Source organism: Mannheimia sp. USDA-ARS-USMARC-1261, assembly GCF_000521605.1.
Taxonomy (GTDB): Bacteria; Pseudomonadota; Gammaproteobacteria; order Enterobacterales; family Pasteurellaceae; genus Mannheimia; species Mannheimia indoligenes.
Genome location: NZ_CP006942.1, coordinates 639,350 through 653,376 on the forward strand (window position 1 = coordinate 639,350; position 14,027 = coordinate 653,376).

Here is a 14,027-nt window from a genome sequence, read left to right on the forward strand (position 1 = left end):
TGCTAAGTGAAACATTTTGTTATTTCTCAATAAAGATGAATTAATTGAGAGAATGTGGCAAACCTTTTCTTTTGTCAATCTTTTTTTGTGGAAAATTGTGCTTTTTTATCGCCTGCTATGTTTGCCTATTGCATTAATTGTGATTAATCTGAAGATTAAATCATAGATTTCTTGTTTTAGATCAAAAAAAATGCTAAACTTAGCAATGAGTGATTAACCTTTATATATGAGGACAAAAAAATGGCATACACATTACCAGAACTAGGCTACGCATACAATGCGTTAGAGCCACATTTCGATGCAAAAACAATGGAAATCCACCATTCTAAGCATCACCAAGCTTATATCAACAATGCAAATGCGGCATTAGAAGCTCATCCAGAGCTATTAGAAAAATGCCCTGCGGAATTGATTAAAGATTTAAGCCAAGTGCCTGCTGAAAAACGTGTTGCAGCACGCAACAACGTGGGTGGACACGTAAATCACACTTTATTTTGGAAAGGTTTAAAAACCGGTACAACTTTACAAGGTGCATTAAAAGATGCCATCGTGCGTGATTTCGGTTCGGTAGAAGCATTCCAAGCAGAGTTTGAAAAAGCAGCAACCACTCGTTTGGGTTCAGGCTGGGCGTGGTTAGTGGCTGAAGAAGGCAAATTAGCTGTGGTTTCAACTGCAAACCAAGACAGCCCATTAATGGGTAAAGAAGTAGCTGGCGTTTCAGGCTACCCGATTTTAGGTTTAGATGTGTGGGAACACGCTTACTACTTAAACTACCAAAACCGCCGTCCGGATTTCATTAAAGCGTTCTGGAACGTAGTAAACTGGGACGAAGCCGCTCGCCGTTTTGAAGAGAAAGTGGCAACTTGCGGTTGTGCGAAATAATTTAATTCGCCAGAAATAATATTCAAGCGGTCAAATTTTGCAGATTTTTTGCAGAATTTAACCGCTTGTTATTTTATTGATATTCAAAAATCACACGAGGAGTGAGCTTGGTAATCAGCTCATAGCTAATCACGCCGATGTGTTTAGCCACATCTTCAATCAGTAATTTTTCTCCCCAAAAAATCACTTTATCGCCCACTTTATCTTGGCTGTCAGCCCCTAAATCAACCGTGAGCATATCCATTGACACACGCCCGACAATCGGCACAATTCTACCGTTTACCAAAACAGGCGTGCCTTCAGGGGCGTTGCGAGGGTAGCCATCACCGTAGCCCATTGCGATTACACCCAGTTTGGTATCTTTCGGGCTTACCCAAGCTCCACCGTAGCCAACCGGCTCACCGGCTTTGTGGGTGCGAACCGCAATCAGTGAGGAAGAAAGGGTCATTACAGGCTTAAAACCTAAATCAGTAATCGGGCTGTAGTGTGGAGAAATTCCGTGCATAATAATGCCGGGGCGAACCCAATCGTAATGGGCTTGTTTCCAATAAAGAATCCCACTTGAGGCGGAAATGCTGCGGTCGTGAGTTTTGTATCTGTCGGTGGCTTGTTCAAAGACGGCGATCTGTTTTTCCGTATAGCCACAATCTAATTCATCTGCACGGCTGAAATGGCTGACAAAACTAATGGAATTAACCAACGCACATTTTTGTAAACGTGCTACAAACATATCCACTTGTTCGGGGTGAACGCCCAAGCGGTGCATACCGGTATCAATTTTGAGCCAAATATTAATCGGAAAATAGATTTTCGCCTTGCGTTTCCAAAAGCCTTTTTTCTGTTCTTCTTCCCACTCTTGATTGACTTGTTCAAGTAATTCGAGCTGTTCAATATTATGAATCACAGTGTCAAATTTACGAGAAAGAGTTTTAAGCAACTCTTCACGATCAAAAAAACCTTCCACCAGAACAATTTTGCCGGTGTAGCCGGTTTCTTGAATTTCCAACGCTTCACGCAAGCGGGCAACACCAAAGCCATCGACTAAATCTGTCAGTGTGGCGGCGGCAGGCAGTAAACCTTGTCCATAAGCATTGGCTTTAATCATCGCTAATAATTTTTGCTGTGGAGCAAAAGATTTAATAAGTTGGATATTATGGCGAAGGGCTTGGCTATCAATAGTGGCTGTGGCTGGTTTCATATTTCTTATAACGACATTAAAATAATAAGTGTGCGAAATTATACGCTGAAAATGAAAAATCCCTTAGAAAATAATGCAAAAAAGATTAGTATTAGCGAACTAATGTGAGAAGTTTTATATGCTAAATTTATTATTCGAACTAAAAAAAGAGAAGATTATTTCTGATTTAAACTACCAATTTGCGACTTTTATTGAGAGCAAACAAATGCAATATAATTATCCTCAGCAGCAAAAAGATCTGGCGGTGTTGCTTGCTGCATTGATTTCTTATCAAGTTGGATTAGGGCATACGGCGTTACGTTTAAATTCTTTAGAACTTTCTAATCTTTTTGAGTTGAGTACAAAACCGCAATGCCATCATATACTTAAGGCAATTTTGCAAAAAATTGGAAAAATTTCACCGCTTGAATGGCAAGAAGTGTTAAAAGATCACATTGCTTTTAGCCATTTACCTGAAAAAATTGCTCCGATGTTGTTCCAAAATGGGCTGCTTTATTTTTATCGTTATTGGCAGGCAGAGCATAATATTGCGGTTTATTTGCAACAAGCGGTCAAATTTTCAGAAAAATTTACCAATGCAGAGTTAAATAAAAAAATTATTGAGCAACTATTTGAGCGTCAATCAAACCCTCAACAAGAAATTGATTGGCAAAAAGTGGCGGTTGCAACTGCACTTGAAAAACAATTTAGCCTTATTTCCGGTGGACCGGGAACAGGGAAAACCACTACGGTTGTGAAACTATTGCTCGGGCTTCAACTAAAACAGCGAGAGCTACACCAACCTTTTCTCCAGATTGCCCTCGCCGCCCCAACGGGCAAAGCGGCAGCAAGAATGAAAGAATCGATTGAGGGAAAATTAGCGGAGGAAAAACAACTTTCGCCCGAATTAATTAAAGCCATTCCAACAGAAGCAATAACAATTCACCGTTTACTTGGTGCAAGACCTTTAACCGATGAAACAAAATATAATGTGAAAAATCCACTCCATTATGATTTGGTTGTACTAGATGAAGCCTCGATGATTGATGTATCAATGATGGAAAAAATTGTGCAAGCATTGAAGCCAACCGCTTGCTTGATTATGTTAGGGGATAAAGACCAGCTTGCTTCCGTTGAGGCGGGATCTATTATGGGCGAGTTAGCTTCATTCTTGGCGTATGGCTATAGTCAATCTCATTGTGATTATTTAAAAAAGGTTACTGGTTATGAAATAGAAGTAGGTAATGCTTTGGCAATTGGTGATTCACTGGCTCATTTAAAACATAGCTATCGTTTCGGCGAAAAAATGTGGATTGGTGAACTAGCTAATGCGGTTAATGATCAAAAAATTAATTATTCTTGGGAAATCTTTGCTAAATACCAAGACAGCGGTAAGTTAGAGAATAGGATTTATCCTGAAACAAAGGATATGGCAGATAAATCAAATTGGCTTGAAAAAAGCGTGCAAATGGTTGTGGATAAAGCCGTAGAACTTTATCGGGCTTATTTGACAGCGGTGCAGCAAAGAGAAGAAAATCCGCAGGCTATGAGCGTGAAAACCATTTTTGACAAATTCCAAAAAGTACGTTTTCTATCGGCATTGCGTGTCAGTGAATTAGGCGTTGAAAAATTAAATGTAGCGATAGCGGAAGGCTTGCGTAAAGCTGGCTTGGTGAGATTTAATCATAGCCGAGACCGCTATATTGGCAAACCCATTCTCATTACCGAAAATATGCCGACAAATAAAATCGCCAGCGGCGATATTGGCATTATTTTATCTGATGAAAATGGAGAAACGAGAGTTTATTTTGATTCTCAACAATCAGACGAACAATATCATAGCTTGCCATTGAGTAGAATTCCAAGTTACGAAGCGGCTTATATTATGACAGTGCATAAATCGCAAGGATCGGAATTTGAGCATACTGTTTTAGTATTGCCGCTAGTGATTTCTCCTGTATTAACGAAAGAGCTAATTTATACAGCGATTACTCGAGCTAAAGATAAATTCACGTTATTTGGTAGCGAGAAAGTATGGAAATATAGTGTAGGATCTAAGACAGAAAGACAAAGTGGCTTAAAAGAGCAATTAATTAGCAAGTTTTGTTAATGGAATAATCAAATTGCCGATAAATTCAACAGGCGGTGATTTTTTTAAAATTTTTTGCAAAAAACACTTGCGTTCATTTTAGATTTCTCTATAATGCACCCCACACAACGACGCACTGTTGTGAAGAGATTAAGTTTGATTCCGGTGCGTCGTTTTATTTTGCTCTTTAACAATTTATCAGACAATCTGTGTGGGCACTTGTTGATTGACTTGATTTTGAAAATATTTTTTAATTTTGAAGTCTTAATAGGTGCTAACTAGAAATTCATTTTAACTTTTTTAAGTTTACTTAAATTAGTGTGATTATTTTATGTCAGCAGTATTGAGCGATTAAACTTTTAATTGAAGAGTTTGATCATGGCTCAGATTGAACGCTGGCGGCAGGCTTAACACATGCAAGTCGAACGGTAACAGGGAGAAGCTTGCTTCTTTGCTGACGAGTGGCGGACGGGTGAGTAATGCTTGGGAATCTGGCTTATGGAGGGGGATAACTACTGGAAACGGTAGCTAATACCGCGTAATGTCTACGGACTAAAGGGTGGGACTTTCGGGCCACCTGCCATAAGATGAGCCCAAGTGAGATTAGGTAGTTGGTGAGGTAATGGCTCACCAAGCCGTCGATCTCTAGCTGGTCTGAGAGGATGACCAGCCACACTGGAACTGAGACACGGTCCAGACTCCTACGGGAGGCAGCAGTGGGGAATATTGCACAATGGGGGGAACCCTGATGCAGCCATGCCGCGTGAATGAAGAAGGCCTTCGGGTTGTAAAGTTCTTTCGGTAGCGAGGAAGGTGATTGTTTTAATAGAGCAATCAATTGACGTTAACTACAGAAGAAGCACCGGCTAACTCCGTGCCAGCAGCCGCGGTAATACGGGGGGTGCGAGCGTTAATCGGAATAACTGGGCGTAAAGGGCACGCAGGCGGACTTTTAAGTGGGATGTGAAAGCCCCGGGCTTAACCTGGGAATTGCATTTCAGACTGGGAGTCTAGAGTACTTTAGGGAGGGGTAGAATTCCACGTGTAGCGGTGAAATGCGTAGAGATGTGGAGGAATACCGAAGGCGAAGGCAGCCCCTTGGGAATGTACTGACGCTCATGTGCGAAAGCGTGGGGAGCAAACAGGATTAGATACCCTGGTAGTCCACGCCGTAAACGCTGTCGATTTGGGGATTGGACCTTGAGTCTGGTGCCCGTAGCTAACGTGATAAATCGACCGCCTGGGGAGTACGGCCGCAAGGTTAAAACTCAAATGAATTGACGGGGGCCCGCACAAGCGGTGGAGCATGTGGTTTAATTCGATGCAACGCGAAGAACCTTACCTACTCTTGACATCCAGAGAAGCTTGTAGAGATACGAGTGTGCCTTCGGGAGCTCTGAGACAGGTGCTGCATGGCTGTCGTCAGCTCGTGTTGTGAAATGTTGGGTTAAGTCCCGCAACGAGCGCAACCCTTATCCTTTGTTGCCAGCGATTCGGTCGGGAACTCAAAGGAGACTGCCGGTGATAAACCGGAGGAAGGTGGGGATGACGTCAAGTCATCATGGCCCTTACGAGTAGGGCTACACACGTGCTACAATGGCGTATACAGAGGGCAGCGAGCCAGCGATGGGGAGCGAATCTCACAAAGTACGTCTAAGTCCGGATTGGAGTCTGCAACTCGACTCCATGAAGTCGGAATCGCTAGTAATCGCAAATCAGAATGTTGCGGTGAATACGTTCCCGGGCCTTGTACACACCGCCCGTCACACCATGGGAGTGGGTTGTACCAGAAGTAGATAGCTTAACCGCAAGGGGGGCGTTTACCACGGTATGATTCATGACTGGGGTGAAGTCGTAACAAGGTAACCGTAGGGGAACCTGCGGTTGGATCACCTCCTTACCAAGAATCAAGAAGCGAGAGCTTGATGGCGTAAAGCCAGAACGACAGCAAGTGTTCACACAGATTGTTTGATAAAGCAGTAGGACAAAAAAAAGATGAATGAGATTTAGGCATTCAAGCGGTTAGAATCTTGAAAAATTTTGCAAAAATTGCTAGAATACTTGACCTAAACTGGCAAAGCGGAAAGCATCTTTAAATGATGTCCCCATCGTCTAGAGGCCTAGGACATCGCCCTTTCACGGCGGTAACCGGGGTTCGAATCCCCGTGGGGACGCCATTTAAAGATGATTTTTATTGTCTTAATGTTCTTTAAAAATTTAGAAACAAGCTGAAAAACTGAGAGATTTTTCAAGTTCACTAAAGCAAAAAGCAAAAAGCAAAAAGCAAAAAGCAAAAAGCAAAAAGCAATAGTGAATAAATTGAAAGTCTGAGTATAAAAAATCTTGAGTGAACAAAAGCACTCAAGTGTTTAGTTGAATAATATCGCTTCAAATAAAATCGTTTGATTGATTTAAATGAAAATTTAAATGAAAACATTTGAGGTTGTATAGTTAAGTGACTAAGCGCACAAGGTGGATGCCTTGGCAATCAGAGGCGAAGAAGGACGTGCTAATCTGCGAAAAGCTTGGATGAGTCGATAAGAGGCGTTTAATCCAAGATATCCGAATGGGGAAACCCAGTAGATGAAGAATCTACTATCATTATCTGAATACATAGGATAATGAGGCAAACCGGGAGAACTGAAACATCTAAGTACCCCGAGGAAAAGAAATCAACCGAGATTTCGTTAGTAGCGGCGAGCGAACGCGAAAGAGCCAGTTAGTGATAGCAAGTTTGTTAGGAGAATGAGCTGGGAAGCTCAATCGTAGAAGGTGATAATCCCGTATCCGAAAACATTCTTGTGGTACTAGGCTAACAACAAGTAGGGCGGGACACGTGATATCCTGTTTGAAGATGGGGGGACCATCCTCCAAGGCTAAATACTCCTGATTGACCGATAGTGAACCAGTACTGTGAAGGAAAGGCGAAAAGAACCCCGGCGAGGGGAGTGAAATAGAACCTGAAACCTTGTGCGTACAAGCAGTGGGAGCAGATTTATTCTGTGACTGCGTACCTTTTGTATAATGGGTCAGCGACTTATATTTTGTAGCAAGGTTAACTGAATAAGGGAGCCGAAGGGAAACCGAGTCTTAACTGGGCGTGTAGTTGCAAGGTATAGACCCGAAACCCGGTGATCTAGCCATGGGCAGGTTGAAGATTGGGTAACACTAATTGGAGGACCGAACCGACTAATGTTGAAAAATTAGCGGATGACTTGTGGCTGGGGGTGAAAGGCCAATCAAACCGGGAGATAGCTGGTTCTCCCCGAAATCTATTTAGGTAGAGCCTTATGTGAATACCTTCGGGGGTAGAGCACTGTTTCGGCTAGGGGTCCATCCCGGATTACCAACCCGATGCAAACTGCGAATACCGAAGAGTAATGCATAGGAGACACACGGTGGGTGCTAACGTCCATCGTGGAGAGGGAAACAACCCAGACCGCCAGCTAAGGTCCCAAAGTACTAGTTAAGTGGGAAACGAAGTGGGAAGGCTTAGACAGCTAGGATGTTGGCTTAGAAGCAGCCATCATTTAAAGAAAGCGTAATAGCTCACTAGTCGAGTCGGCCTGCGCGGAAGATGTAACGGGGCTAAAACTAGTCACCGAAGCTGCGGCATCAATGGATACATTGTTGGGTAGGGGAGCGTTCTGTAAGCGGAAGAAGCTGAATTGAGAAGTTTGGTGGACGTATCAGAAGTGCGAATGCTGACATAAGTAACGACAAAACGAGTGAAAAACTCGTTCGCCGGAAGACCAAGGGTTCCTGTCCAACGTTAATCGGGGCAGGGTGAGTCGGCCCCTAAGGCGAGGCTGAAAAGCGTAGTCGATGGGAAACGGGTTAATATTCCCGTACTTGGTGTAATTGCGATGTGGGGACGGAGAAGGTTAGGTTATCAGGGTGTTGGATATCCCTGTTTAAGTTGGTAGGTGGGAAGATTAGGCAAATCCGGTCTTCCATTAACACTGAGAGATGATGACGAGGCACTACGGTGCTGAAGTAACCGATACCACGCTTCCAGGAAAAGCCACTAAGCGTCAGATTACACTGAACCGTACTATAAACCGACACAGGTGGTCAGGTAGAGAATACTCAGGCGCTTGAGAGAACTCGGGTGAAGGAACTAGGCAAAATAGCACCGTAACTTCGGGAGAAGGTGCGCCGGCGTAGATTGTAGCCCCTCGCGGGTGAAGGTTGAACCGGTCGAAGATACCAGCTGGCTGCAACTGTTTATTAAAAACACAGCACTCTGCAAACACGAAAGTGGACGTATAGGGTGTGATGCCTGCCCGGTGCTGGAAGGTTAATTGATGGTGTTATCGAAAGAGAAGCTCCTGATCGAAGCCCCAGTAAACGGCGGCCGTAACTATAACGGTCCTAAGGTAGCGAAATTCCTTGTCGGGTAAGTTCCGACCTGCACGAATGGCATAATGATGGCCAGGCTGTCTCCACCCGAGACTCAGTGAAATTGAAATCGCCGTGAAGATGCGGTGTACCCGCGGCTAGACGGAAAGACCCCGTGAACCTTTACTATAGCTTGACACTGAACATTGAATTTTGATGTGTAGGATAGGTGGGAGCCTTTGAAGATGACACGCCAGTGTTGTTGGAGGCGTCCTTGAAATACCACCCTTTAACGTTTGATGTTCTAACGAAGTGCTCGGAACGAGTACTCGGACAGTGTCTGGTGGGTAGTTTGACTGGGGCGGTCTCCTCCCAAAGAGTAACGGAGGAGCACGAAGGTTTGCTAATCACGGTCGGACATCGTGAGGTTAGTGCAATGGTATAAGCAAGCTTAACTGCGAGACAGACAAGTCGAGCAGGTGCGAAAGCAGGTCATAGTGATCCGGTGGTTCTGAATGGAAGGGCCATCGCTCAACGGATAAAAGGTACTCCGGGGATAACAGGCTGATACCGCCCAAGAGTTCATATCGACGGCGGTGTTTGGCACCTCGATGTCGGCTCATCACATCCTGGGGCTGAAGTAGGTCCCAAGGGTATGGCTGTTCGCCATTTAAAGTGGTACGCGAGCTGGGTTTAGAACGTCGTGAGACAGTTCGGTCCCTATCTGCCGTGGGCGTTGGAGAATTGGTTGGGGCTGCTCCTAGTACGAGAGGACCGGAGTGGACGCACCGCTGGTGTTTCGGTTGTGTCGCCAGACGCATTGCCGAGTAGCTATGTGCGGAAGAGATAAGTGCTGAAAGCATCTAAGCACGAAACTTGCCAAGAGATGAGTTCTCCCAGACTATAAGTCTGTAAGGGTTGTTGGAGACTACGACGTAGATAGGCGTGGTGTGTAAGCGTAGTGATACGTTGAGCTAACACGTACTAATTGCCCGAGAGGCTTAACTATACAACGCTCAAGTGTTTTTGGAAGCGAAAGCGAGAAAGACGAGAAGCGAAGTAGAGTAAAGACTAAACAGAAGACAAACAAAGAAAAGACGAACAGAGAAAGCATACTCAAAGTAACAGCTTGTTTTTAGATTTTAACGGATTTTCCCGACGACAATAGTGCTGTGGTTCTACCTGATTCCATTCCGAACTCAGAAGTAAAACGCAGTAACGTCGATGGTAGTGTGGTGATTCGCCATGTGAGAGTAGAGCATCGTCGGGTTTTTAATTTGAAGCGAAAGCGGAAGAGACAGAAGAAAAGAACGAAGACATAAACATAAATAAACAAGGCATAAAGAGCCCCTAAGTAGAGATACTTGGGGGTTTTTGAATATAATATTTTTAACAGATTAACAGATTAACAGATTAACAGATTAACAGATTAACAGATTAACAGATTAACAGATTTCTGTATTTAAGAATACGAAGGACATTTTATATGCCTATAGGACCAAGCTGTTGGTAATGAGTATTTTTGTTTATTTTTACAACTCATTCAAAAAATTGATTTACGAGTAATAAAACTATATGGAATATAGATTTCGTAGCAAAGAGTAATTAATTTGGTTACTTATATGGTTACCATAATCAAAAGTGTCCTATATACTATTTGTTCAATAGGTTGATATTTCCAAGCTGCTTAAGTGTGATTTTCTAATCAGAAAACAGATAGATGTTGTGTTAAACTTTTATTTCATTACTCATCAATAATATGTAATGAACATTCAGCAATCTTTTTACCTTGCCCTAAAAGCGGTGTTCCATAAATAACTGTTAATTTATGACAACCTAGCGGTAATCGGTGAAATTGGATACGATTGCGTTTCACTTTTCCTGAATCACGTTCGCCATTTTCAAGTTCTAATTCCCATACTGCTTGTACTCTTGCTGTTTTATCTGCAAGAAAAAGAGGGATATAAACCGGCGAATTCTTAGAAAAAGCCACTTGTTCCGGAAGTATTTTACGAGGTTCTTTTTTTGTTTTTATAGACATATATTTCTCCTTAAAAGTAATTAATTATATGGCAATGGCTAGAAATAAAAAAGTGTTGGAATAATATTTAAACCAACACTTTATGCACCAAATCAAATTTTATTTAATTACACCGCACGCCATATTAGCATCGCTACTGACAAGATTAGTTAATGCGGTTTTCATTTTCACAAACTTTCCTTATTTTATAGATAAGCCATAATTGGTAGCTCAATTTTACCCATAGCGGTCAAATTTTGTCAAAGTTTTGCAAATAAATAAAAAACATTGATTTTTCAATGAAAATCCTGTATTTATTCACAATTATTTATAACAATTATTTTAGGAGCAAACATAATGCAAAATGTAGGTTTTGTCGGCTGGCGTGGAATGGTGGGTTCAGTATTAATGGACCGTATGGTTGAAGAAAATAACTTCGCTAACATCAATCCAATTTTCTTCACAACTTCACAGGCGGGTCAAAAAGCCCCTGTGTTTGGCGGTAAAGATGCCGGCGAATTAAAAAACGCCTTTGATATTGAAGAATTAAAAAAATTAGACATCATCGTAACCTGTCAAGGTGGCGATTATACCAACGAAGTCTATCCAAAATTAAAAGAAAGTGGCTGGAACGGCTACTGGATTGATGCAGCCTCTGCACTTCGTATGAAAGACGATGCGATTATCGTATTAGATCCGGTAAACCAACACGTGATTTCAGAAGGTTTGAAAAACGGCATTAAAACGTTCGTAGGTGGTAACTGTACAGTAAGCTTGATGTTAATGGCAATTGGTGGCTTATTCGAGAAAGATTTAGTGGAATGGGTTTCTGTTGCCACTTACCAAGCAGCTTCAGGTGCTGGTGCGAAAAATATGCGTGAATTACTTTCACAAATGGGCGAATTGGAAGATAGCGTAAAAGCTGAATTAGCAAATCCTGCTTCTTCAATTTTAGACATTGAACGTAAAGTCACGGCAAAAATGCGTGCTGATGATTTCCCAACCGAAAACTTCGGTGCAGCATTAGGTGGTAGCTTAATTCCTTGGATTGATAAATTATTACCTGAAACAGGGCAAACCAAAGAAGAGTGGAAAGGCTATGCAGAAACAAACAAAATCTTAGGTTTAAGCGAAAATCCAATTCCTGTTGATGGTTTATGCGTGCGTATTGGAGCATTACGCTGCCACAGTCAAGCGTTTACCATTAAACTGAAAAAAGATATTCCATTAGCGGAAATTGAGCAAATTATCGCAGCTCATAACGAATGGGTGAAAGTTATTCCAAACGATAAAGAAACTACATTACGTGAATTAACCCCTGCTAAAGTAACCGGCACACTAAGCGTACCGGTTGGTCGTTTACGTAAATTAGCAATGGGCGGCGAATATTTAGCGGCATTCACGGTAGGAGACCAATTATTATGGGGTGCAGCAGAGCCTGTTCGCCGTATTTTAGTTCAACTAACTAAATAATTTGTTCTCATAATACTTGCAAGCGGTCAGATTTTGTAAATTTTTTGCAGAATTTGACCGCTTGTTTGTTATAATTATTTTCATCTTTTTTCACTTTTAGATGAATAAATTATGAAACCCATTTTCCTCGAAATCCGCCATTTACGAACATTAGTTGCTTTAAAAGAAAGCGGAAGCGTATCTTTGGCTGCAAAGCGTGTCCATTTAACCCAATCAGCCCTTTCACATCAAATTAAACTATTAGAAGATCAGTATGATCTTACCCTCTTTGAACGTAAAAGCTCACCTATTCGCTTCACTCAAGCGGGAGAACGCCTAATTAAACTTGCCTATGATATTTTGCCGCAAGTTATTGAGGCTGAGCTTGATTTAGCTCGTGTAAAACAAGGCGAAGTGGGAGAAGTACGTGTTGCGGTGGAATGTCATACTTGTTTTGACTGGTTAATGCCCGCAATGGATACATTCCGCCACCACTGGCCGTTAGTGGAATTAGATATTGTATCGGGCTTCCATACTGATACTGTGGGGCTATTATTAAGCCATAGGGCGGATTTGGCAATTGTGTCGGAAGTTGAAGAAAACTCAAGTATTATTTGTAAACCGCTATTTTCTTATGAAATGGTTGGAATTTGCTCGAAAGATCATCCTCTAGCCGCAAAAGAAGTATGGGAAGCTAAAGATTTTAAAGATGAAACGCTCATCACATACCCTGTGCCTGATGATATGCTAGACTTACTACGTAAAGTGCTAAACCCTGCCGGTATTAAAGTTACTCGTCGTAATAGTGAATTAACCATTGCTATCATTCAACTTGTGGCAAGCCGTCGAGGAGTTGCTGCACTGCCTTATTGGGCGGTTAAACCTTATTTGGATAGAGGCTATGTAGTAGCTCGCAAAATTACTCAACAAGGTTTATATAGCAACCTTTACGGTGCGATTCGAGAGGCAGATATTGCCCTTGCCTACCTAAATGATTTTCACGATACTGTAATAGCTCAAAGTTTTGCAACTCTGCCGGGTTTAATGGTGTTGGAATAGAAATAACAAGCGGTCTATTTTGTTGGTTATTTTGTAAATTGAACAACATAGACCGCTTTTATTTAAAAAGAGATTATCGGCTACCAATTCTAAAAATATTCCGCATTGTCGCCACTTTTGCAGACAACCAGCCGATAAAGACACAAAGTACAATTAAGAAAAAGGCTTCGCTAAAATTTAGGCTCTTCAATTCAAATTGAACGGTGAACATATCGGTTACATATTTCACAATACCCGTAAAGTAACTAATAGTTACCGCACTAAACAATACCGCTAATAAACTACCGAAAAAGCCATAAATCATTCCTGTATAGAGGAATGGACGAGCAATAAAGTGATCGGTTGCCCCTAGAATTTGCTGAACTTCAATTGCAGCTTTGCTGTTCGCCACATCAGTTCTTACACTGTTTCCAATCACTAAAAAGACTGCTAATAGCATCAGTAATGTACATACAATCGCAATCCGTGCAATGAGCCAAGTTAAGGCAGTTAATTTTTCTAACCAGCCATTATCTAAACGAACTTCCTGTACGCCTTTGATTTGTTGTAAGCCATTGCGTAGCTCAACCATTGCATCAGCATTATTGAAATTCGCCTTAGGTTTTAAGGTAACCACCGCTGGCAATGGATTTTCATCTAAAATATCTAATGCTTCTCCAAAGCCTGTCCAAGAACGGAATTCTTCTAAGCTCTGCTGACGAGAAATATAATTAAACGAGTCAATTTTATCCGCTTCATAGGCTCGAATACGATCGACCACCGTATTTACATCGTGTTCAGCCAAGTTTTTATGTAGATAAACCGTAAGCTGTGGTTCTGGATAAAACTGCGTTGCTGCAGTGTGTGTATTTTTCCATAGTAAATAACTTACCGTTGGAATCGTGAGTGAAACCGCAATCACTAATATGGTTAAAAATGTACCTAACTTGCGTTTCATTAAATCTTGCCAAACCGCTCGTAAAGAGTAGCTGGTTTGAGCACCTAATTTGTTAAATGAACGAATCATA

Annotated in this window: 7 protein-coding genes, 1 tRNA gene and 3 rRNA genes; 8 read left to right on the forward strand and 3 right to left on the reverse strand. The window is 41.9% G+C overall.

The window, feature by feature from the left end; translation table 11 throughout:
- Window positions 1–240 precede the first annotated feature (240 nt).
- Window positions 241–882, forward strand: a complete 642-nt coding sequence (gene sodA, locus X781_RS03170) for a superoxide dismutase [Mn] (protein WP_025235529.1) — start codon at window positions 241–243, stop codon at window positions 880–882.
- A 73-nt stretch (window positions 883–955) separates the two neighbouring features.
- Here the strand turns inward: sodA and alr are convergent, their stop codons facing one another.
- Window positions 956–2,080, reverse strand: coding sequence for an alanine racemase (alr, locus tag X781_RS03175; protein ID WP_025235530.1), 1,125 nt, complete (start codon window positions 2,078–2,080; stop codon window positions 956–958).
- A 118-nt stretch (window positions 2,081–2,198) separates the two neighbouring features.
- Between alr and recD the strand changes: the two genes are divergently transcribed.
- The 5 genes from recD to rrf all read left to right on the forward strand — a co-directional run bounded on the left by recD (window position 2,199) and on the right by rrf (window position 9,759).
- Window positions 2,199–4,169, forward strand: coding sequence for an exodeoxyribonuclease V subunit alpha (gene recD / locus X781_RS03180; protein ID WP_025235531.1), 1,971 nt, complete (start codon window positions 2,199–2,201; stop codon window positions 4,167–4,169).
- Between the two features lie 339 nt (window positions 4,170–4,508).
- A 16S ribosomal RNA gene (locus X781_RS03185) occupies window positions 4,509–6,048 on the forward strand.
- A 201-nt stretch (window positions 6,049–6,249) separates the two neighbouring features.
- Window positions 6,250–6,325 (forward strand) — tRNA-Glu (locus tag X781_RS03190).
- A gap of 272 nt (window positions 6,326–6,597) precedes the next feature.
- Window positions 6,598–9,498 (forward strand): 23S ribosomal RNA (locus X781_RS03195).
- 145 nt (window positions 9,499–9,643) lie between these two features.
- A 5S ribosomal RNA gene (gene rrf / locus X781_RS03200) occupies window positions 9,644–9,759 on the forward strand.
- Together the 16S, 23S and 5S rRNA genes with 1 tRNA gene alongside form the textbook arrangement of a ribosomal RNA operon.
- 474 nt (window positions 9,760–10,233) lie before the next feature.
- Here the strand turns inward: rrf and X781_RS03205 are convergent.
- Window positions 10,234–10,530 carry a hypothetical protein gene (locus tag X781_RS03205; protein WP_025235532.1) on the reverse strand — a complete coding sequence of 99 codons (297 nt, stop codon included), beginning with the start codon at window positions 10,528–10,530 and terminating at the stop codon, window positions 10,234–10,236.
- A 336-nt stretch (window positions 10,531–10,866) separates the two neighbouring features.
- Between X781_RS03205 and asd the strand changes: the two genes are divergently transcribed.
- Together asd and X781_RS03215 are read left to right on the forward strand one after the other, a co-directional pair.
- Window positions 10,867–11,982 (forward strand): aspartate-semialdehyde dehydrogenase, encoded by a 1,116-nt coding sequence (gene asd, locus X781_RS03210; RefSeq protein WP_025235533.1) that lies wholly within the window; start codon window positions 10,867–10,869, stop codon window positions 11,980–11,982.
- A 111-nt stretch (window positions 11,983–12,093) separates the two neighbouring features.
- Complete coding sequence (locus X781_RS03215) at window positions 12,094–13,020, forward strand: LysR family transcriptional regulator (protein ID WP_025235534.1); 927 nt, start codon at window positions 12,094–12,096, stop codon at window positions 13,018–13,020.
- 73 nt (window positions 13,021–13,093) lie between these two features.
- Here the strand turns inward: X781_RS03215 and ftsX are convergent, their stop codons facing one another.
- Window positions 13,094–14,026 (reverse strand): permease-like cell division protein FtsX, encoded by a 933-nt coding sequence (ftsX, locus tag X781_RS03220; protein WP_025235535.1) that lies wholly within the window; start codon window positions 14,024–14,026, stop codon window positions 13,094–13,096.
- Window position 14,027 lies beyond the last annotated feature (1 nt).

What these genes read in the sequence shown, in the direction of transcription:
- alr (WP_025235530.1), bottom strand. Translation starts at nt 2,080, where the DNA reads ATGAAACCAGCCACAGCCACTATTGATAGCCAAGCCCTTCGCCATAAT.
- X781_RS03215 (WP_025235534.1), top strand. Translation starts at nt 12,094, where the DNA reads ATGAAACCCATTTTCCTCGAAATCCGCCATTTACGAACATTAGTTGCT.
- X781_RS03205 (WP_025235532.1), bottom strand. Translation starts at nt 10,530, where the DNA reads ATGTCTATAAAAACAAAAAAAGAACCTCGTAAAATACTTCCGGAACAA.
- sodA (WP_025235529.1), top strand. Translation starts at nt 241, where the DNA reads ATGGCATACACATTACCAGAACTAGGCTACGCATACAATGCGTTAGAG.
- ftsX (WP_025235535.1), bottom strand. Translation starts at nt 14,026, where the DNA reads ATGATTCGTTCATTTAACAAATTAGGTGCTCAAACCAGCTACTCTTTA.
- recD (WP_025235531.1), top strand. Translation starts at nt 2,199, where the DNA reads ATGCTAAATTTATTATTCGAACTAAAAAAAGAGAAGATTATTTCTGAT.
- asd (WP_025235533.1), top strand. Translation starts at nt 10,867, where the DNA reads ATGCAAAATGTAGGTTTTGTCGGCTGGCGTGGAATGGTGGGTTCAGTA.